21 protein-coding genes are annotated in these 18837 nt (G+C 71.9%); 17 read left to right on the forward strand and 4 right to left on the reverse strand.

The genetic code is table 11. The annotated features are described in order from the left end of the window. Window positions 1-89: 89 nt before the first annotated feature. Together HAV40_RS00515 and HAV40_RS00520 are read right to left on the reverse strand one after the other, a co-directional pair. Window positions 90-1115 (reverse strand): hypothetical protein, encoded by a 1026-nt coding sequence (locus HAV40_RS00515; protein ID WP_166377861.1) that lies wholly within the window; start codon window positions 1113-1115, stop codon window positions 90-92. Further along, entirely contained in the window at window positions 1108-1623 is a 516-nt protein-coding gene (locus tag HAV40_RS00520) for a sigma-70 family RNA polymerase sigma factor (RefSeq protein ID WP_166377863.1), read from the reverse strand. Before HAV40_RS00520 ends, HAV40_RS00515 begins: the two co-directional genes overlap by 8 nt. A gap of 246 nt (window positions 1624-1869) precedes the next feature. Between HAV40_RS00520 and HAV40_RS00525 the strand changes: the two genes are divergently transcribed. The 3 genes from HAV40_RS00525 (at window position 1870) to HAV40_RS00535 (ending at window position 4857) form a co-directional block, all read left to right on the forward strand. After that, window positions 1870-2898 carry a family 43 glycosylhydrolase gene (locus HAV40_RS00525; RefSeq protein WP_166377865.1) on the forward strand — a complete coding sequence of 343 codons (1029 nt, stop codon included), beginning with the start codon at window positions 1870-1872 and terminating at the stop codon, window positions 2896-2898. Between the two features lie 20 nt (window positions 2899-2918). Then, window positions 2919-3674, forward strand: coding sequence for an endonuclease/exonuclease/phosphatase family protein (locus HAV40_RS00530; RefSeq protein ID WP_166377867.1), 756 nt, complete (start codon window positions 2919-2921; stop codon window positions 3672-3674). A gap of 133 nt (window positions 3675-3807) precedes the next feature. Beyond that, window positions 3808-4857, forward strand: coding sequence for a LacI family DNA-binding transcriptional regulator (locus HAV40_RS00535; RefSeq protein WP_203671257.1), 1050 nt, complete (start codon window positions 3808-3810; stop codon window positions 4855-4857). Between the two features lie 45 nt (window positions 4858-4902). Here the strand turns inward: HAV40_RS00535 and HAV40_RS00540 are convergent, their stop codons facing one another. Continuing rightward, complete coding sequence (locus HAV40_RS00540) at window positions 4903-5769, reverse strand: DUF1996 domain-containing protein (RefSeq protein WP_166377869.1); 867 nt, start codon at window positions 5767-5769, stop codon at window positions 4903-4905. Window positions 5770-6098: 329 nt separating this feature from the next. Between HAV40_RS00540 and HAV40_RS00545 the strand changes: the two genes are divergently transcribed. From HAV40_RS00545 to HAV40_RS00610, 14 genes are all read left to right on the forward strand, one after another. Next, window positions 6099-6563, forward strand: coding sequence for an Asp23/Gls24 family envelope stress response protein (locus HAV40_RS00545; protein ID WP_203671258.1), 465 nt, complete (start codon window positions 6099-6101; stop codon window positions 6561-6563). Then, entirely contained in the window at window positions 6563-7018 is a 456-nt protein-coding gene (locus HAV40_RS00550) for a hypothetical protein (protein WP_203671259.1), read from the forward strand. Before HAV40_RS00545 ends, HAV40_RS00550 begins: the two co-directional genes overlap by 1 nt. Before the next feature lie 9 nt (window positions 7019-7027). Further along, window positions 7028-7219, forward strand: a complete 192-nt coding sequence (locus tag HAV40_RS00555) for a hypothetical protein (RefSeq protein WP_166377871.1) — start codon at window positions 7028-7030, stop codon at window positions 7217-7219. Beyond that, window positions 7216-7644, forward strand: a complete 429-nt coding sequence (locus tag HAV40_RS00560; RefSeq protein WP_166377873.1) for an Asp23/Gls24 family envelope stress response protein — start codon at window positions 7216-7218, stop codon at window positions 7642-7644. The genes HAV40_RS00555 and HAV40_RS00560 overlap by 4 nt, the downstream gene beginning before the upstream one ends. A 15-nt stretch (window positions 7645-7659) precedes the next feature. Then, window positions 7660-8190 (forward strand): DUF6286 domain-containing protein, encoded by a 531-nt coding sequence (locus tag HAV40_RS00565; protein WP_166377875.1) that lies wholly within the window; start codon window positions 7660-7662, stop codon window positions 8188-8190. Beyond that, window positions 8190-8768, forward strand: coding sequence for an alkaline shock response membrane anchor protein AmaP (amaP, locus tag HAV40_RS00570; RefSeq protein WP_166377877.1), 579 nt, complete (start codon window positions 8190-8192; stop codon window positions 8766-8768). The genes HAV40_RS00565 and amaP overlap by 1 nt, the downstream gene beginning before the upstream one ends. A gap of 192 nt (window positions 8769-8960) precedes the next feature. Beyond that, on the forward strand, window positions 8961-10415 hold the full coding sequence (locus tag HAV40_RS00575; protein WP_166377879.1) for an alkaline phosphatase PhoX: 1455 nt from the start codon (window positions 8961-8963) through the stop codon (window positions 10413-10415). A 12-nt stretch (window positions 10416-10427) separates the two neighbouring features. Beyond that, complete coding sequence (locus HAV40_RS00580; protein ID WP_166377881.1) at window positions 10428-11267, forward strand: hypothetical protein; 840 nt, start codon at window positions 10428-10430, stop codon at window positions 11265-11267. Window positions 11268-11339: 72 nt separating this feature from the next. Then, window positions 11340-12749 carry a class I adenylate-forming enzyme family protein gene (locus tag HAV40_RS00585; protein ID WP_166377883.1) on the forward strand — a complete coding sequence of 470 codons (1410 nt, stop codon included), beginning with the start codon at window positions 11340-11342 and terminating at the stop codon, window positions 12747-12749. Between the two features lie 28 nt (window positions 12750-12777). Further along, entirely contained in the window at window positions 12778-13047 is a 270-nt protein-coding gene (locus HAV40_RS00590; protein WP_166377885.1) for an acyl carrier protein, read from the forward strand. A gap of 4 nt (window positions 13048-13051) precedes the next feature. After that, window positions 13052-14461 (forward strand): class I adenylate-forming enzyme family protein, encoded by a 1410-nt coding sequence (locus HAV40_RS00595; RefSeq protein WP_166377887.1) that lies wholly within the window; start codon window positions 13052-13054, stop codon window positions 14459-14461. Between the two features lie 104 nt (window positions 14462-14565). Next, the gene (locus tag HAV40_RS00600; RefSeq protein ID WP_166377889.1) at window positions 14566-15726 is read left to right on the forward strand and encodes an aminomethyl transferase family protein; all 1161 of its coding nucleotides are present in this window, start codon (window positions 14566-14568) and stop codon (window positions 15724-15726) included. A gap of 49 nt (window positions 15727-15775) precedes the next feature. Continuing rightward, entirely contained in the window at window positions 15776-16483 is a 708-nt protein-coding gene (locus HAV40_RS00605) for a hypothetical protein (protein WP_166377891.1), read from the forward strand. Next, window positions 16483-17643: a pyridoxal-phosphate dependent enzyme gene (locus HAV40_RS00610; RefSeq protein WP_166377893.1), complete on the forward strand. Its 1161-nt coding sequence runs from the start codon at window positions 16483-16485 to the stop codon at window positions 17641-17643. Before HAV40_RS00605 ends, HAV40_RS00610 begins: the two co-directional genes overlap by 1 nt. Here HAV40_RS00610 and HAV40_RS00615 read toward each other — a convergent pair. Then, a complete protein-coding gene (locus tag HAV40_RS00615) occupies window positions 17609-18832 on the reverse strand; it encodes a hypothetical protein (protein WP_166377894.1) in 1224 nt (407 codons plus the stop codon). The two genes, HAV40_RS00610 and HAV40_RS00615, sit on opposite strands and share 35 nt — an antisense overlap. Between the last annotated feature and the right edge of the window lie 5 nt (window positions 18833-18837).

Consider the following 18837-nt stretch of genomic DNA (forward strand, 5'->3'; position numbering starts at 1 on the left):
CGACACTGAAAAGCCGGGTTTCCAGCCTTGATAACTGCTGAGATCAGCGCGGCAGCGGCGGGCCTGACCGATCGCCAGGCCCGCCTCGGTCAGCGACTCCCGATCCACGCCACGTTGGGCAGCGGACCGAGCCGGATGTGCTCCATGACCTTCACCAGCCGGGCGAACGGGACCGCGCCCCGCTGGGTGCTGGCGAGCAGGTGGCGTCCATCGGGTAGACGCACCCACAGTTCGTCACCGTCCGGGTTCACCCGGCCCGGCAGCCCCCTGACTGTCGCCGCTCTACCTCGGCTGTCGAGTTCCCACTGGTCGGTCGCGGTGCCACACATGATCCACAGCCGGCCGCCGGTGAGCATCAGTTCCTGGTTCCAGGCCGAGACACTGGGACGGCCGCTGCCGTCGGTGGTGGACCGCGCCAGGATCGCGCTGCCAACCAGGTCGGGCGGCAGCCAGCCGAAGGCCAGCGCACACTCCATGATCGTGACATCGTCCGCCACGACCGACTCCGCGATCCGGCGCGCGGTGGCCAGGCCGGGGCGAACGGCGTGCAGGCTCACCCGCAGGAAGCCGCCGTCCGCCGACGGCCACTCCAGCTCGACGTCGTCGCCGTCCGACCACGCCAGACCGTCGGCCCCGTTAACGGTCACCTTCTTGCCCTGCCGGTCGCTCCTGCGAGGATGCCAGGGACTGGCCGCCGATTGGTGGCTGACGGAGATTCGCGGTGCCACGGTCGACTCCGGATGGTCGCCGGGTGCCGACCATTCGCGGGCCGTGTAGGTCGGCTGCGCGGACAGCACGGCCTGCCGGGCGGACTCCACGAAACCGTCCGGAAGCCAGGTCGGGTGATGGCGTATGGCCACCCCGACGTTGCCGGGCCCGACCGGCAGGTCCGGGAAGGCAGGCGGCAGCAGGGAACCCGAGGTGGGCCCCGCCTGGGGACGGTCTCGCACGACGAGCGGCGTGGCGGAAGCGACCGCTGCGACGCCCGCGACCGCCAGCACGGCGCGGCGCTGGCGCAGTTGCCGCATCCGGGCGTTCGTGCCCGCGCGCACCGTCGCGGCATCCGGTGAGTGCTTCGCCATGTCCAGCAGCGCGGCGCGGATCAGGTCATCCATGGGCAAGTCCTTCCATTCCGGGTACGCCCACCGGCGCGGACTGCGCCCACAAGGAGGCACGCAGCGTCGCGATGGCGCGTGAGCTGAGGCTGCGGACGGTGCCGAGACGGCACTCGAGCAGCGTCGCGATCTCGATGTCGGTGAGGTCTTCGTAGAAACGCAGCGCGATGACGGCCCGCTGTCGGGGCGGCAGCCGGGCGATGTGCCACAGCAGGTGCTGCCGTTCGATGACGGCCGCGGCCGGGTCGGCAACGGCGAGCGCATCGCGCGGGAGCAGTGCCGGACGTCGTGCGGCCAGCCGACGCCGCAGCGTGAGGAACTCGTTGAGAACCATCCGCTTCAGGTACGCCCCGGGCTGCTCCATGGCACAGATGCGCTGCCAGCGGGGTTGGGCGCGGGCCAGGACCTCCTGGACGACGTCCTGGGCCAGATGCGGGTCGCAGGTGACGACCGTGGCATAGCGCAGCAGGGTCGGCAGGCAGTTCGTGAGGTATTCGTCGAACGTCATGGGCTCGCTTCCTGAACGAAGTCTGCCCTACAACGCGCTCGCCGGGCGGTCTGTTGCACCCGCGCCCACCCGATCTGGAGCACCGCCCGGACAGGAACTCCCTCCGGCTCACCTTTCTCGAATCCCTCCTCGTCGGCACCAACCTCCGGGTCGTTCTCACGCGCGCCGGTCGAGAACGTCACCGGGACCGGCCATGTGGAATGAATATGTGGCATTCATGTAGTACGGCTCCCTACGTTGTGCCCCATGAAGATGCCCACGCGGACAAGCCTCGGCCTCACTGCGGCCGCGGCGCTGCTCTTCGCACTGCCGGGACCGGCCCACGCGGCCGCACCCGCACCGGTGTACGCGCCGTCCACCGCGATCGCCGATCCCGGCGTGCTCCGGGAGAACGGTGACTTCTACGTCTACTCCACCGGATCCGGCGTGCGGGTCAGCCGGGGCGACGAGGCCGTCGGCCCGTGGAGCAACACGGGCCCGGCGCTCGACCTCGACCCGATGCCCGGCTGGATGGCCAACGGTGACGTATGGGCACCCGACGTGTGGCGCACCGGCGCCGGGTTCGTCATGTACTTCTCGGCCGTGGCGAAGGACTTCAGCGGCCAGCGGTGCATCGGTGTCGCCGTCAACACCACCGCCGATCCGAGCGGGAAGTTCCAGCCCGCCGCCCAGCCCCTGGTATGTCCGGGCGGGCGGCACGGCGGCGGGGACCGGGTGCCCGGCCGGCCGATAGCCGATGCCGGGGTCATCGACCCGTCACCGTTCATCGACAGCGACGGCAGACGCTTCCTGCTGTACAAGACCCAGCAGACACCGTCGACGCTGCGCATGGTCCGCCTGTCCGACAGCGGCGTGCAATGGTTCGGCAACGACAGCGGTGAACTGCTCCGGCGCGACGGCATCATCGAGAACCCGGTGCTGGTCCAGCGCGGCAACCAGTTCGTGCTGTTCGCCTCCCGGTACGGCTACGACAACTGCAGCTACGCCACCGTGTGGCTGCGGTCGACCGACCGCTGGCACTTCGGCGGAGCGACCGAGCACAGCCTGCTGACCACCGCCGGCACCGGCATCTGCGGACCGGGCGGCAGCGACGTCACCACCTCGCTGGACGGCGGCTGGCGGATCTTCCTGCACGGCTGGGTATGCGGCACCGGCACCAGAGCCTGCACGCCGAGCCAGATCGACAACGGCGCCGACCGCCGTCGCTCCCTCTACGCGGCCATCCTGAACTGGGGCGCCGACAACGCGACCCCCGTCGTCGGCGCGTTCCTCTGATCTCGCGAAAGGAGACAGCAATGCACGTAAAGCGCGTCATGTGCGTCCTGGTCGCCGCCACGGCGGTGCTGACCGGTCTGGCGGCTCCCGCGTCGGCGGCACCGGTGACGCTGCGGTTCGTCACCGCCAACGTCGACTTCGGGGTGTCCCAGGCCAACGTCAGGCAGGACTGGCAGAACGTCATCGCTCCCCACGCCGACATCGCCCTGCTCCAGGAGACCAAGTCCATCCGGCTGGCCGACTTCGTCGACACCGGCACCTGGCTGGTCCTGCAGGACACGTCGGCCGAGGACCGCGCCGGCAGCGCGCTGGTGATCCGGCGCTCGGTGTTCACCGACCGGGACACCTTCGGCCTCGTCAAGGGTGTCGACGCGAGTCCGTGCCCGGACGGCGGCATCATGACCCGCTGGATCGCCAAGGTCAACATCAGGCTGAACAACGGCCGCTGGATCCGCGTCGCCTCCCTGCACATGCCGCCGCCCCGCTGCCAGACCGGGCCGGGCAGCCCGTACGACGACATGGGTTTCAGCATCGTGAACTTCGTCCGCGGCTCCGACCGGCTGACCGTGCTCGGCGCCGACTGGAACAAGGTCGTCGACGACGACCCCAACGACATCGCCGCCCGAGCGAACCTCGAACCCAACGGGCCTAACGACGGCCTGCGCATCGACGGCTTCATGTACAGCAGGTCGCTGGACAACTGCTGCCTGGCCCGGCTCGCCGCCATTCACAGTGAGCACCGGCCGATCCAGATCAAGATGACGATCCCGAGCTGACCCGGCCGCCGACCGAACAGTCGAATGCTGGGCCCGCCATGCGCCACGATGGCGGGCCCAGCATTCGGGCAGTGGTGGTGTTCCCGCATCGCCGATGACGCGTTCAGGTATACATGCCATTCGATGGCAAGAAGTGGCAAGCGATTGCCGACTTCTGCCATTGCGTGTTCTTCTGCCTGGTATGGACCAACGCCCCCGGCGCGTCACGATCAACGACATCGCAGCAGCCACCGGCTTTGCCGCGTCCACCGTGTCCCGGGCCCTGTCTCGACCTGGGCGGGTCAACGCCGTCACCCGTGATGCCATCACGCAGGTTGCCCGAAGCTTGTCCTACGTGCCGAACACGCACGCCCGCGCGCTGACCTCGGGACGCACCGAAACGGTGGCGGTCCTGGTTTCCGACGTGACCAACCCGTTCTACTTCGGGCTGATTCGCGGCACCCAGCACCAGCTCAAAGCGGCCGGATACGCTCACCTGCTCATCGACAGTGAGAACTCCGGCGGGCTGGAGTCGCACATGCTGACCAAGATGCGCCAGTCCATCGACGGGGCGATCCTGGCCGCTTCCCGCCTGCCGGACCGCCTGCTGGCCGCGCTGGCCGCCGAGCTGCCCATCGTCGCCATAAACCGCAACGTCCACGGCGTCCCGAGCGTGCTGATCGATTCGCCGTCGGGGGTAGCCCAGGCGACGGAGCATCTCATCTCGCTGGGACACCGCGAGATCGCCTACCTGTCCGGACCGGAGAACTCCTGGGCCAACGCGGCTCGCTGGCGTGCACTCGTCACCACCGCCGCCAGGCACGGCCTGCCGGTACGGCGCCTGGGGCCTTTCCCGGCCGACCGGATGAACGGCTCGGCTGCGGCTGACGCGCTGATCAACACGAACGTGACGGCCTGCATCACGTTCAACGACCTGCTGGCCATCGGCGTGCTGGCCCGGCTCCACGAGCGAGGTGTCAACGTGCCCGGCCAGATCAGCATCGTCGGCTGCGACGACATCTTCGGGGCCGACTTCTGCCACCCCACGCTGACCACCCTGACCGCGCCCATCGAACAGGCCGGCCAGGTGGCGGTGTCCATGCTGCTGACCCGCCTGCACGAAGGAGCGCCGACAACACGTCAATCGATCGTGCTGCCGACGCACCTTACCGTACGTGACTCGACGGGACCTGCCCCTGACTAGGTAAGGCTCACGGGGTTCGCCAGATGGCGGTGTTTCGAGCGGATGTCACGGCTTGTGGGGGTCCACGCCGTAGCCGTTGCACTGGCGCCCGCCGTTGATGCAGTGGCCGACCAGGTATACCTGACGCGCGTTGTTCCACCCGTTCATGAAGTCGTAGTGGAACGAGTAGCCGGTGCCGGACGAGTAGGCCAGACCACCGGTGTTTCCGCCGGGCAGCGGGTACGGAAGTTTGACCTGCAGCTGCGGCAGCGGCACCGGGTGCGACGCCGGGCAGACGCCGTTGACCGGCCAGACCATGTGGGACTTGTGATCCGGCGTGTCCAGGTCGACACCGTTCCAGCAGCTCGGTGCCTTCATACGCATGACCAGCGAGGACCCGCTCGGACACGATGACGGGATTGCCTTGCCCTTGTAGCCGGGGCACTGCCACTCGCCGGTGAAGTTCGTATCCGTCGTCATCTTCGCGTCGCCGACGACGAGCCGGAAGCCCGGCGGGAACGGGCGCACGGTGCGGTAGTCCTTCACATCGGACTTGTAGTAGACCGTCGGCTTGTCCGGCAGCCTCACCACGCCGTTCTGCAGCAGCGTCGGGAACCAGTACCCCGAGGCGTCGAGGGTGTCCTCGCAGGATGTCGCCCCACCGACCAGCGACTGCGTCGTGGAGTTCGCGTTGGTCGCCGGGTTGCCGATGAACGTGTGGTTGTGGGAGGCCCCTGCCAGACCCGGAAACACGATCGGGTCGTCGTTGAGCCGGTGAGTGACGGTGCAGTTCGCGTGCATCTCCTGGTACGGAGCGAACGGCGGATCGTCTGCCGCGCCGGCCGGCGACTGCCCGGAGACCGTCATCACGACGGCCACGGCAGCCAGTGCGGTCAGGTGGAGCCGAAACCTCCGCATGATTCGAATGCTCATGACGCCTCCTTGGCGAGTCTGAATTGAGCATCGTTGATGGGTGATTCGGACCTTAGCAACGGCGAAACCTGCTCGAAACGAGTTGCCATAAATTGCCGTAAATGCTTGCCTACGGGTGATCAGCACCAGCACTTCGGCAGCTTCCTGACGGCACCGGCGTTGGAAATTTTCGAAGATGAGTAGCCCTGTCGCAACCTGCCTTCATTCATTGCCGGTAGCCGACCACCGACAGCAACCGGTTCATTTGCGAAAAAGTATCGCGAAAGATGTCTAGCGGTCCGCGTACCTGGGAACGGCTGATGAGCCGTTCAAGTAGAGGGAGTAGGCCGATGACGCAGACCATGGAACGTCCCCCGGCGCCTGGCCCGGACACGGGCGCGACAAAGCCGCGCAATGACCGCCTGACGACTGATACCGGCAAGATCAGCGTCGCGCAGGGAGTGGTACAGAAGATCGCCGGCATAGCGTGCCGCGAGGTCGCCGGGGTCTACTCGATGGGCACCGGCTCCGCGCGGGCCTTCGGCGCTCTGCGGGAGCGGATTCCGGGCAGTTCGGGGCCGAACGTCGCACAGGGCGTCGGCGTGGAGGTGGGCGAGACGCAGGCCGCCGTCGACCTCGACATCGTCGTCGACTACGGGGCCAGCATCTCCGAGCTCGGCCGCAGTGTCCAGCGCAACGTCAAGCAGTCGATCGAGCGGATGACAGGGCTCGAAGTCGTCGAGGTCAACGTCAACGTCGACGACGTACATCTGCCGGACACGGGCGAGGATCGCAGTCCGGCCCGGGTCGAGTGATGAGCGTGTCGGCGTCCGCGCCGCCGCCGGTGGTGGACGGCGTGGATGTCGAGGCGGTGGCGGCTGCCACCCGCGCCTGCCGGGGTGTCGAGAAGTTGCTGGTGGGCCTCCCGGAGGTGGCGACCTACCTGCCGGGACGGCGCGTGCCCGGCGTTCGGGTGTCGGACACGACGGTCGAGGTGCAGCTGAGAGCGGCGTGGGCGATACCGGCGTACGAGGTCGGCGCGGCCGTTCAAGCCGCGGTAGCGCCGCTGGCCGGTGGCCGCGCCGTGGACGTGAGGATCGCCGAGCTGGGCGACCCGCCGGCCATCACCCCGGACGGAGCAGACTCGCGGCCCACGGCCGTCGCGAGCCGACCCGGAGCACGCCTGGCGCAGGCGGCGATGGCATCAGACAAGATCCAGGGCGATCCGCTGCTGGCCGAGTTCCGCACCACCTCGGTGGCCGCACTTTAGGGGTAGATCATGAGCCAGAGCATGTACGGCACGGCAGTCGGCCTGGTCCTGGGCACGGTACTCGTATTCGCGGGGTTCGGACCGATGCTGCTGGTGGCCCTGTTCGGCCTCGCCGGCTGGACCGTGGCCAAGGTCCTCGCCGGCGAACTCGATCCCACCCGATTCGGGTCCAACGTGACGCAGCGGCGGAGCCCACGATGACCGCCACCACCCGGCAGCCACCCGCACCGCCGAGTCCGGCGCACGCCGACTCCGCATCGGCGGCGACCGGAGCGATACACATCAGCGAGGACGTGATCGCCAAGCTGGCGTCGCAGGCCGCCGGAGAACTGCCCGACGTGGGCGGGCCACACGGACTGGCCCGCCTGCCGGGTGCCGACATCATCGGCGGCAAGGCAGACCTCACCCGCAGGCCGAAGGCCGTCGCGCACCTCGACGGCGGCCGGGCCGATCTGGAACTGGCAGTCAGCGTGCGCTGGCCGGCCAGCCTGCCAGAGGTCACCACGACGCTGCGGGACCACGTCCGGGCCCGAGTCGAGCAGCTCACCGGGCTGCCCGTCGGAGCCGTGGACATCGAGGTCACGGACCTCCTCGCCGACAACGGCGCCGGCACCCGCGTGCACTAGCCGAAAGGAGCCGGCATGAGACGGCTCGTCAACCGCCTGCTCGCGCTGATCGCCTGCCTGGCCCTGATCACCGCCGCGACACTGGTCATCGCCGAGATCGCGGCCGCCGCACTGGGCAGGGCACCGGTGCTGGTCGACTGGCCGTCCGCCGCCGCATGGGCCGGACAGTACACCTGGGGCCAGTCCCGGACCCTGGCCGTCAGCCTGCTGCTGCTGGCAGCCGGCCTCGCGCTGGTGCTCGGGCAGCTCTGGCCATCCCGGAGCCGGCGGCTGCCGCTGAACAGCCACGACCCCGCCACCGACCTGGCGGTGACCCGCCGGACCCTGGCCCGTGATGTCTCCTCCGCCGTCAGTGGGGTCGAAGGCGTCGAGCCCGGCCGGGTGAGGATCGGACGTTCGAGCATCGCCGTCCAGGCCACCGCCCCTGCGGCCGGCGACAGCAAGGCGCTGGCTGAGCAGGTTGAGAACGCGATAAGCGGACGTCTCGAACGGCTGCGACTGCGCCGCACCCCGCGGCTGGCGGTCAAGCTGACCCGGAGGGCCTGATGAACGTCGACCGATTCAACCGTGGCGTCCTGCTCGTGCTGGGCCTGCTGCTGCTTGCCGCCGGAGCTGCCGGGGCGCTCGCATACACCGACGCCCTGGGCTGGTCCATGGCCGACCGCGCCGTGGCAGACAACGCGGTCAGCCGCTACGTCGCCGCCAACGGCCGGTGGTTGTGGCCCCTGGTCGCCGCGGCGGCTCTGCTCGTGCTCGTACTGGCTGTCAGATGGCTCGTCTCGGTCCTGCTGGCCACCGACCGTGCGCGCACGCTGGCGGTGCGCACCGACCGGCCGGCCGACGAACACACCACCCTGGCCGGTCCGGCGCTCGAAGCGGCGGTACGCGACCAGATCGAGGGCTATCGGGGCGTCGCCTCGGCGAGGGTTCGCCTCACCGGCAAGCCGCGACAACCGACGATGGCGATTGACGTGCACACCTCGACGCAAGCCGGTGAGCTCGCCGAACTGTGTCAGCGAATCCAGCAAGGGGTCCTGGCGGATGCGCGTCGCGTACTGGACCGCCCCGACCTGCCTGTCCGGCTCGACGTCGATGCCACAGGGGCCGGTCCACGGGTCGCCTAGCACCCGCCCGCTTCGTGAAGGCCCGGTACGGCACAGCGCCGCACCGGGCCTTCACCGCACCGTACGTAGCCCACCGGTCGGTCAGGACGCCGTGCCATCCGTCAGCCATCGCGATGCCATCCGCCGACCATCATCGTGCCATTGATGATTGTTAATCTCTTGCCGGTCGTCGTCCGGTGAGGAGGGTTCGTGGTGAGCTTCGACAGGCGCACACTGCTGCGCGGTGCCGCGCTGGCCGGCGCGGGGATGGCCGCCGGGCCGTTCGCCGGATTCGCCGCCAGGGCCGGGGCGAGCCCCGCACCGCAGGTGGAACTCGTGCCGATCGCCGACGAGCGCGACGGCGCGGTCCGGCTATGGCTGCCCGACGGCTTCGGCTACCGGTCCTTCCACGACACCGAGACCCCCGTGATCCTCGACGACGGCGCGACGCTGCCCGGACGGCACGACGGCATGGGCGCCTTCCGCGGCCGGCACGGCAATTACCTGCTGGTACGCAACCACGAGATGAACACGATCGGCACCGCGTTCGGACCGGCCGGCACCGTCTACGATCCGGCGGCCGGCGGCGGCACCACCACCGTGGAGGTGACCCGGCACGGGGCCGTCGTCGGGGCGCGCACCAGTCTCAGCGGCACGCTGAACAACTGCTCGGGCGGCATCATGCCGTGGGGATCGTGGATCACCTGCGAGGAGACCGTCAACGGCCCGGACGTCGGCCCGGACTTCACCGGCACGCCCAACATCGCGCTGCAGCGCAGGCACGGGTTCGTCTTCGAGGTCCCGCTGCGCGGCGCCGTCGACCCGCAGCCCATCACGGCCGCCGGCCGGTTCGCGCACGAGTCGGTCGCCTACGACCCGCGCCACGGCGTGCTCTACCTGACCGAGGACAACTTCGGCTACGCCAGCGGCTTCTACCGCTACCTGCCCCCACGCCATGCGAAGGGCGGTGGGCGCATCGCCGACGGCGGACGCCTGCAGGCGCTGGCGGTGCGCGGCCGACCGCAGCACAACCTGGCGGCGGAGCAGCAGACGGGCGCGACCTTCCCGGTGGAGTGGGTCGACATCGACGATCCCGCGCCGACCTTCCCGTATACCCCCGGCGTCTCCGCGCCGACCAGCAACGACACGGCGCTGAGCTACGTCGCCGCGCAGGGCTGGGCCGGGGGCGCGGCCTGGTTCTCCCGGCTGGAAGGTTCCGCCTACGACCGGGGCGTCGTCCACTTCACCTCCACGCAGGGCGGCGGCGCGCCGGAGGCAGGGCCCGGCCCGATCGCCGACGGGTTCGGCAACGGGCACGGCCAGATCTGGGCGTACGACATCGACGCTCAGGTCCTGCGGTTGACCTACCAGTCCCCCGGCCCGGACACCCTGGACTTCCCCGACAACGTGACGACCAGCCCGCGGGGCACCCTCGTGGTGTGCGAGGACAGCACCGGCGACAACTACCTGCGCGGCCTGACCAGGCACGGCCAGCTGTTCGACATCGGCCTCAACCGGCTGGTCGGCGGCAACGGCGCGCCCCGCTACGGCGACGAGTTCGCGGGGGCGACGTTCAGCCCCGACGGGCACACGCTGTTCGTCAACATCCAGGCCACGAAGGGCATGACGTTCGCGATCTGGGGCCCGTGGCGCCGGATCGGCGTCTGAGGTGCCGGGCCGATGACCGGGAAGCTGCGCGGCCTGCACTCGTACTGGCACGTGCCCGGCGAGCGCCCGCTGCCGTACCGGCGGCTGGCGCTGCCGACGTGGCTGCTGGGCGTGCTGTCGTGGCAGCGCCACGCCGGGCCGATCGACCTGCTGGCCGACCAGCCGACAGCCGACTGGCTGGACGCGCTGGGCCTGCTCGACGGCTACGACCGGGTCGAGGTGTTCGACGCCACCGAGTTCGACGGCCGCTACCGCCGGGCGGAGTGCTTCGCGCTGCCGAAGCTGCTGGGCATGGCGCGCCATCCCGGTTCGGTGCTGGTCGACACGGACGCCTTTCTGCTCGGCGAGCTGCGCCTGGAGGGGACGGGCAGCCACTTCGCGCACCTGGAACGCGGTGACGCGCCGTTCTACGCCCGGCTGCACGAGGTCGCGAACCCGGCCGGGGTGAGCCTGCCGCCGTCGCTGCCGTACGTGGGCAACACGGCGCTGTTCCGGGCCGCCGACGCGGACCTGGCGCGGCGTATCAGCGCGGCGGGGCTGGCGTTCCTCGACGGCAACCCGGGCACGCCCGGCCGCGACGCCGCGCTGCACATGACGGTCGCGGAGCAGGTCCTGGCCACGCACCTGACGGCCGAGGCCGGGCACGAGGTCGTCAACGTGTTCGGCGCGCTGTGGTCGCCGCACGACCGGCACTGGGAGGTCGGCCCGCCCGCCTTCGGGCACCTGTGGCATCTGAAGCGCTACCACCAGCCCGGCGGCCTCGCCGCGGCGTACGCGCGGGTCAGCCGCATCCTGCGCGACGAGTACGGCGTCGGCGAGGCGCGCCTGCGGGAGCTGGTCGCGGACCTGTGACCGGCCGCGGCGGCGACCTGCCGTCGCGCACGACTCAGGGGCCTGGTGCCCTGGAAGGTGAGGTGGCGGCAGATGGCCGACATCGTGCAGGCGGTGCTGGCGCACCGGTCGGACCGGCGTCCCGCCATCGTCGGTGACGACCGCTCGACGTCGTACGCCGAGCTGGTGGAGCTGATCCGGCGGCTGTCGGGGGGTCTGCGGCGGCACTTCCCGCAGGGGCAGGACGTGTGCCTGGTCGTGTCCCACCCGGGCCTGGAGGAGTCGCTGGCGCTGACCCTGGCGGGATGGTCGCTCGGGCTGCGGGTGGCGGTGCTGCCGCCGTATCTGAAGGCCAGGGAGCTGGACCACGTGCTGGCCGAGTGCAGCCCGGTGGTGACCGTGTCGGACGTGACGCCGGACGCGCCGGGGTCGGTGTCGTTCGCGACGCTGCTGGACGGCCCGGCCGCCGAGCCGGGCACGGCGGCGGCGCACGCCTGGCTGCAGACGTTCACCAGCGGCACGACGGGGCGCTCCAAGTGCGTCGACCGGCAGGTGGGCCGCCTCAGCGACGACATCGAACAGCTGGCCCTGGCGATCGGGCTCAGCCCCGATGACCGGGTGACGGCGATGACGACGGCGCTGTCGACGACCTCCGTGCTGCCCGCGCTGTATGCCGGTGCGACGGTTGCCACCGTCGCGCTGCAGTCGGGTCGCCAGTTCTGGCAGGCCATCGACGACCAGGAGATCACGGTCGTGTCGGGCACCCCCTACGCGTACGAGTTCGCGGTACGCAAGGCGCCCGAGGCCGAGCGGCTCAAGCGGGTGCGGATGGCGCTGACGACCTCGGCGCGGCTGCGGCCGTCGACGGCCCGGCAGTTCATGCGCGACACGGGCATCGCCGTACGCAACATCATGTGCAGCAGCGAGTCGGGCCACGTGGCCTACAACGACAGCGACGACGCGGACCTGCTCGCGACGTCGGTGGGGCGGCCGTTGCCGGGGGTCGACGTGCAGATCCGCGACGCGGACGGGCGGGTGCTGCCCGCGGGCGAGGCGGGCCGGATCTGCGTGCGCAGCCCGTACACGGCGACCCGCTACCGCAACCGGCCCGACGCGACGGCCGAGACGTTCCAGGGCGACTGGGTGGTCAGCACCGACGTCGGCTTCCTCGATCCGCGCGGCTTCCTGCACCTGACCGGCCGGGACGACCACAAGATCCATTTCGGGGCGGCGAAGCTCGACCCGCAGGAGCTGGAGGACGTGCTGCTGCGCCACCCGGCGGTCCGCGACGCCGTGGTGTCGGGCGAGGCCCACGACCGGCTCGGCCAGATCCCGGTCGCGCGGGTCGTCGCCGACGGGCCGGCCACCGCCGCGGAGCTGCTGGCGTACTGCCGGGAACAGCTCAGTGCCACGAAGGTGCCGCAGCGGGTCGAGTTCGTCGACAGCATCGCCAAGGACTTCAAAGGCCAGCCGGTACGGCCCCGGGCCGTCCGCTTCGACTGACGTGCCGAACCAGACAGGGAGCCACCACATGAGCACACCCATCACGGGCGAGCAGGCGATCCGGGACCGGATCCGCGCGGTCGTCGAACGGATCCTCGGCCACCCCCTCGAACCCGGCGCCGACGAGCTGACCGACCTGGACTCGCTGCAGGTGCTGGAGCTGATGGTCTCGCTGGAGGAGGAGTTCGACATCGACTCCGACCGCATCATCGAGACCCAGACCGACTGGTGGACGTCCCTGGACGGCCTGGTCGCCTCCGTGGGCAGGCTCAGCGACCCGGCGACGGAGCAGGCGTAGCGCCATGGCCACCCCGACCCTGCTCGACCTCGCGCGCGCCAGCACCGGCACCGTGGTCGTCGACGGCGCCCGGCTCGCCGCCGCCGACCTGGTCGCCGCCGCCCGCCCGGCCGCCGCGGCGCTGCACGAGCGCGGGGTGCGACCCGGCGACGGCGTGCTGCTGGTCGACGACGGCGGCGGCGCGGACCTGCTGGCCGCGATGCTCGGCGTCTGGTGGGTCGGGGGCCGGGCGGCGGTGCTGCCGGCCGGGGCGCCGGCCGTGCACCGGGCCGCGGTGCTGCGCCAGACAGGGGCGGTGCTGACCGTGTCCGCCGACGCCGGGCCGGGGCAGGCCGCCTACGCCGATCTGCTCGCGCACCCGGGCCGAGCCGTGGCGCAGGTGTGCGACCCGCAGGACGCCGCGCTGGACGTCTTCTCCTCCGGCACCACCGGGCAGGCCAAGTGCGTCAGCTTCAGCCACGGGGCGCTGTGGCGCAACGTGCAGGCGTACGCCGACCGGCTCGGCCTGTCCGGCCGGGACGTGCTCTACTCCCCGCTGCCGCTGTCGCTGGCCGGGGTGCTGGGCATGGTGCTGCTGCCGGGCCTGCTGGCCGGGGCGAGCGTGCACCTGGGCCGCCTGGGCGGCGCGCAGGCCGCGTGGGCGGGGCGGCAGCTGGACGCCGCCGAGCCGACGCTGCTCTACGGCGTGCCGTACACCTTCGAGATCCTCGCCCGGCAGCGCGCCCCGCGCCGCACCGCGGCTCTGCGCTGGGCCGTGTGCAGCTCCGCGCCGCTGCCCGCCGCGACGTTCGACCGGGTGCACGCCCACCTGGGCGTGCCGCCCCGCAGCTCGTACTGCCTCGTCGAGGCGGGCACGGTCACCGTCAACACCTCCGCCGACCTCGACGAGCTGCGCCACACCGTCGGCGGCGTGCTGGACGGGGTCGAGCTGACGCTCGAACCGGCGGCCGACGGTGCCGGCCGGATCGTCATCGGGGGGACCAGCTGCGGCTCCGGCTACCGCCACGACGGCGAGCTGCGGCCGTTTCCCGGCGGCGCGGTGCGCACCAACGACCTGGGCCGCCTGGCAGGCGGGCAGCTCGTCGTCACCGGCCGCGTCGACGAGGTGATCCAGGTCGCGGGCCAGTCCGTCGACCTCGCGCACCTGTCGCGGGTGCTGGCCGACTGCCCCGGCCTGGGCGACCACGCCGTGGTCGTCGACCAGCACGAGCAGCTCGGCACCGTGCCGGTGCTGCTCGTCGAGACCGGCTCGACGACCGCGTCGGCGGCGGAGCTGCTGGCCTTCTGCCGGGCGCGGCTGCGCGCCGTCGAGGTGCCCCGGCAGGTCCGCTTCGTCGACACCATCGCCCGCACCGCCACCGGCAAGGTGCCGCTGGCCGGCGCGGGACCCCAGCGAGAGGGAGCAGGCAGCTGAGCACCCACACCCCCACCGCACCGGTCGCGCATCCGTGGGATGCCGGCCCCCGCTTCCACACCAGCCTGCGCAGCCCGCTGGCCACCGACGAGTGGGCCTGGCGGGTGCTGCCGCCGGCGCACCCGGCGCTGCTGGCCCGCCCCAGCGTGCTGCGCCGCAGCGACCCCGGTGACGCCTTCGCGGTCATCGCGCGCCGCTACGGCGAGCCGACCGGCTACTGCGTGCTGGGCGGCAACGTCGCCGCGGTGAGCAGCTGGACCGGGCTGAGCTTCGCCGACCAGTACCAGGCGGTCACCGCCGGTGCGGGCGTGTTCCCGTGCGGCGGCATGTACTACCTGTCGCTGACCGGCCCGCACGCCGCCGATGTGCTGAACCTGCTCAGCCCGCGCCGCTTCGACCGGCTGGAGGTCGGCCAGGCCACCTTCGCGATCTTCACGACACCGGAGGGCACCGTCGACACCGAGGGCGTGGTCCTGCGAGTGGGCCCGGACGCGTTCCAGGTCTCGATCGGCGGCGAGACCAACCCCCCGACCTGGCTGTACGACGCCCTGGAGCGCCACCCCGGCACCGTCGCCCAGGAGGCCGACCTCAGCTCGTTCAACATCAAGGGGCCCCGCCGGATGGAGGCGATGGCGCGGCTGCTGTCCGAGACGCACGCCGCGCGGCTGGCCACGCTCGGCACGTTTCGCGGCATGCCGGTGCGCACCCGCTGGGGCGCCGACGCGTGGGTCGTGCGCACCGTGATCGGCGTCGAGCTGTGGGCCAGCGCCGAGGTGACGCACGAGGCGTGGCAGGCGATGACCGCCGAGCCGGCCGTGTTCACCCCGTGCGGCTGGGACCTGCTGGCCACGTACCGGCTGGAATGCCCCGACTTCGCGTTCTACCTGTGCCCGCTGGACATCCACCGGGGCACCTACCTGTTCGACGCGGGGCTGGGCCACGTGGTGTCGCCGGAGCGGACCGGTGAGTACGTCGGGCGGCAGGCGCTGAGCGACCCGGCCCGCTGGGGCGGGCGGCTGTGGATCGGGGGCCTGCGCGCCGCCGACCCGGACGCCGGACGCCGCCGCATCGGCGAGCCGCTGCCGGCGCTGCCCACGGGCGGACCCGCCGGCTACGTCACGTCGGCGGGGCACTCGCCCCGGGCCGGACGTGAGCTGTGCTTCGCGCACCTGGACGTCGCGGTCCGGCCCGGTGACACGGTCGGGTTCGCCGACGGCACCACCTGGCAGGTCGTCCCACTGCCGATCCAGCCCCCGGCGCCGTGACGGCCCGGCCACGCGGCCACGCGCCGCACCCGTACGAGAAGGAGGCGTCATGGCGGTGAACTTCGTACTGATGCTGACCGAGCGGGACGTCACCATCCCCGACGCGGTCGAGGTGTACCGCGGCCTGGAGGTCGACGGCCTGGCACACGTCGCGTTCAAGGACGTCGGCGTCGAGCCCAGCGCGGCCCGGAAGCTGACCGACGCCGCGCACGCCGACGGCCGCCAGGTGCTGCTGGAGCTGGCCGACCTGAGCGACCACGGCCAGGAACAGGGCCTGCGGCTCGCGCTGGACCTGGGTGTGGACCAGGTGGTGGCCCGCTGGCGGCCCGACTTCGCCGCGCGGCTGGCCGACCCGGACGCCCCGCGGTACTGGCCGTTCGTGGGCTCGCTGTCGGGCAGCCCGCTGGCCCTGTCCAGCACCCCGGAGGAGCTGGCGGCGATGGCCGGGCAGCTCAGCGACGCCGGGGTCGGGGGCATGGTGCTGATGCCGTACCGCCAGCACGCCCACGACGCCGCCGCGCTGCTGGCCGGCACCGCGCGGGCGGCCTCGGTGCCGGTGCTGGTCGCCGGTGGGGTCAAGGACCCGTCGCAGGTCGCCGACATCGCCCGTGCGGGCGCGTGGGGTTTCACGATGGGCGGCGCCGCGCTGGCGGACCGCCACGACGACCCGTCCTCGGTCAGCCGACGGGTCGCCGACCTGCTGCAGCTGTGCCGACAGCTCGGACCCGAGCCCGGACCGACCGAGGAGAACGTGTGATGAGACTGGTTTGTGCAGACTGCTCCGCCGACGCAGGTGACGGTCCGGTCGACGGCCCCACCGAGTGGCTGTGCGTACGCTGCGGCGGCACGCTCACCCCGTCCGTGGAGCGGTTCGACGACTGGAGCCGGGCCGTGACGGACGTGGCGGGCGTCGGGCGGTACGCCGCGCTGCTGCCCGTGGCGCAGCCGGACCACCTGGTCAGCAGTGCCGAGGCGCTGGTCCCGCTGGACAGTCCGCGGCTGGCCGCGGCGCTGGGCGTGGCGTCGGTGCGGGTGCTGCCGCAGACCCGCAACACCACCGGCACGTTCAAGGACAACGAGGGCGTGCTGCTGGCGGCCAAGTGCCGCGAGTGGGGCCTGTCGGCGGTGTGCATGCACAGCTCCGGCAACACCGCGCGGGCGTACCAGTTCTACATGGACCGGGCCGGGGTCACCTGCACCGGGTTCGTGCCGCAGGCCTCGGCGTACAAGTGCCCGACGGCGCTGCTGGGCACGTCGCCGATCATCGCGGTGCCGGGCAACATGGCCGACGCGGCCGAGGTCGCGGCGGCGTACAGCAAGGACACCGGCGCGCTGCGGCTGACGCCCAGCCAGTGGAAGATCGAGGGCAAGGCACCGCTGGGGCTGGCCCTGGCCGAGCACTGCCCCGGGGCGTCGGTCATCGCGGTCACCATCGCCAGCGGCTACGGCCCGCTGGGCATCGAGCGCGGCATCCAGCGGGCCCGCGCGGCCGGGCTGCGCTCGGTCGGGCAGCACACGTTCCGGCTGTTCCAGGCCAGGGACGCGGCGCTGCTCGGGGCGGCCGTACGCGACGGGCGCGCCGAGATCGACCTCGCCGAGATGGTCGCGCCCGAGCACGCGTTCGAGCCGACGCTGCAGTCCACCAACCCGAACCGGACCCTGCCGCTGATGCGCCGGCTGCTGGAGCAGACGGGGTCACGGATCGACCCGGTCCCCGACGTGCGCGTGGAGGCCGAGGCGCACCTGCTGGCTCAGGTGTGCGACGAGCTGGGCGCGCCGCTGGAGTACGCGACCGAGAAGTCGGCGTTCATCTGCTGGGCCGGGCTGCGCCAGGCCGCCGAGCAGGGCGAGCTGTCGCAGCACGACGACGTCGTCATGATCCTCAGTGGTTCGGCGCCGCAGGACCGGCTGCCGTGACCGCGCCTGGCGCACGCGCGGGCGGGTCTGCCGCCGGGGCCGTGCCGAAGCGTTCGGCGAACCGGGCCAGGTACGCCGCATCGGGTGCGCGGCCCGCGCAGCGGATCGGCGGAGCGGTGACGGCCAGGCGGTCGAGCACGGCCAGGTTCGCGACCACAGTGGGCACGGGCACGCCCATGCCCAACGTCGCGGGCAGCTCCGGCTCGGCCGCCATGAGCAGCGGCGACAGGATGCAGCTGGTGATGGTGCGGTCATGGTGAACGCCGGCGTTCCAGCCCAGCTCGTGCAGCAGCGGCGGGGCGTAGGAGCGCACCGGGAACGGCTCGGCCAGGGCCAGCAGCCCGCCGTTGGCCAGCAGCAGGTCGGCGGCGGCGTCGACGCGGGCGTAGGCCCGGCCGACGTCGAAGCAGTGCGGCACGGAGTCGTCCACGATGATGCAGCCGGGGGCGAGGCGGTCGACGTCGAGCGCGTTGGGTGTGCTGGTGCAGCCGATGACCAGCCCCGCCCGGTGGCCGTGGCCGCCGGGGGCGGTGGCGTCGGCGACCGCCACGTCCAGGCCCGGCCGCTCCTGCCGCAGGCGGTCGGCGAACTGCTCGACGGCGGCGCGCTTGCCGGGCAGGTCGGACAGGACGAGACGGCGGGGCGCGCCCAGTGTGGCCAGCGTGGCGGTGACGGTGGCCTGGCCGATCGAGCCCAGTCCCAGCACGGTGACGGCCTCGTGCGCCCAGTGGCGGGCGCTGACGTCGAGCACGTGCTCGACGGTCCGGACGATGGCGGCGACGGTGGTGGCGTGGCCGGTGGTGAGGGTTCCGTCGGGGGCGTCGAGCAGGCGGCCGTAGCCGGTGGCCGACGCCAGCAGTCCGGCCAGCGACACGTGACCGGCTCCCATGGCGCGGGCCTGGGCGATGGCGGCCTGCGCGTAGTGCACGGTCGTGGCGTCGTCGCGCACCATGTCGCGGTAGGTCAGCGGCAGCGTGAAGATCGCGGTGCAGCCCAGCGGGGTGTCCATCAGCGCGGTGACGAACGGCGCGTCGCCGAGCCGGGCGCGCAGTGCGGCCGGGGTCAGGCCGAGACGGCGGGCGACGTTGGTGCCGAAGTACGACAGCGTGGCGGCGCTCACCTGCTCGCCTTCGCCGGCCAGGACGGGCGGGGTGAGGGTGCGGAGGTAGCTGCCGGGAATGGGGTTCACGTGCC

Source organism: Catellatospora methionotrophica (assembly GCF_011297335.1).
GTDB classification, from domain to species: Bacteria; Actinomycetota; Actinomycetes; order Mycobacteriales; family Micromonosporaceae; genus Catellatospora; species Catellatospora methionotrophica.

Bases quoted from the DNA above. Each gene is read 5' to 3' on its own strand.
- HAV40_RS00515 (WP_166377861.1), bottom strand. From the start codon at position 1,115: ATGGATGACCTGATCCGCGCCGCGCTGCTGGACATGGCGAAGCACTCA.
- HAV40_RS00520 (WP_166377863.1), bottom strand. From the start codon at position 1,623: ATGACGTTCGACGAATACCTCACGAACTGCCTGCCGACCCTGCTGCGC.
- HAV40_RS00525 (WP_166377865.1), top strand. From the start codon at position 1,870: ATGAAGATGCCCACGCGGACAAGCCTCGGCCTCACTGCGGCCGCGGCG.
- HAV40_RS00530 (WP_166377867.1), top strand. From the start codon at position 2,919: ATGCACGTAAAGCGCGTCATGTGCGTCCTGGTCGCCGCCACGGCGGTG.
- HAV40_RS00540 (WP_166377869.1), bottom strand. From the start codon at position 5,769: ATGAGCATTCGAATCATGCGGAGGTTTCGGCTCCACCTGACCGCACTG.
- HAV40_RS00545 (WP_203671258.1), top strand. From the start codon at position 6,099: ATGACGCAGACCATGGAACGTCCCCCGGCGCCTGGCCCGGACACGGGC.
- HAV40_RS00550 (WP_203671259.1), top strand. From the start codon at position 6,563: ATGAGCGTGTCGGCGTCCGCGCCGCCGCCGGTGGTGGACGGCGTGGAT.
- HAV40_RS00555 (WP_166377871.1), top strand. From the start codon at position 7,028: ATGAGCCAGAGCATGTACGGCACGGCAGTCGGCCTGGTCCTGGGCACG.
- HAV40_RS00560 (WP_166377873.1), top strand. From the start codon at position 7,216: ATGACCGCCACCACCCGGCAGCCACCCGCACCGCCGAGTCCGGCGCAC.
- HAV40_RS00565 (WP_166377875.1), top strand. From the start codon at position 7,660: ATGAGACGGCTCGTCAACCGCCTGCTCGCGCTGATCGCCTGCCTGGCC.
- amaP (WP_166377877.1), top strand. From the start codon at position 8,190: ATGAACGTCGACCGATTCAACCGTGGCGTCCTGCTCGTGCTGGGCCTG.
- HAV40_RS00580 (WP_166377881.1), top strand. From the start codon at position 10,428: ATGACCGGGAAGCTGCGCGGCCTGCACTCGTACTGGCACGTGCCCGGC.
- HAV40_RS00585 (WP_166377883.1), top strand. From the start codon at position 11,340: ATGGCCGACATCGTGCAGGCGGTGCTGGCGCACCGGTCGGACCGGCGT.
- HAV40_RS00590 (WP_166377885.1), top strand. From the start codon at position 12,778: ATGAGCACACCCATCACGGGCGAGCAGGCGATCCGGGACCGGATCCGC.
- HAV40_RS00595 (WP_166377887.1), top strand. From the start codon at position 13,052: ATGGCCACCCCGACCCTGCTCGACCTCGCGCGCGCCAGCACCGGCACC.
- HAV40_RS00605 (WP_166377891.1), top strand. From the start codon at position 15,776: ATGGCGGTGAACTTCGTACTGATGCTGACCGAGCGGGACGTCACCATC.
- HAV40_RS00610 (WP_166377893.1), top strand. From the start codon at position 16,483: ATGAGACTGGTTTGTGCAGACTGCTCCGCCGACGCAGGTGACGGTCCG.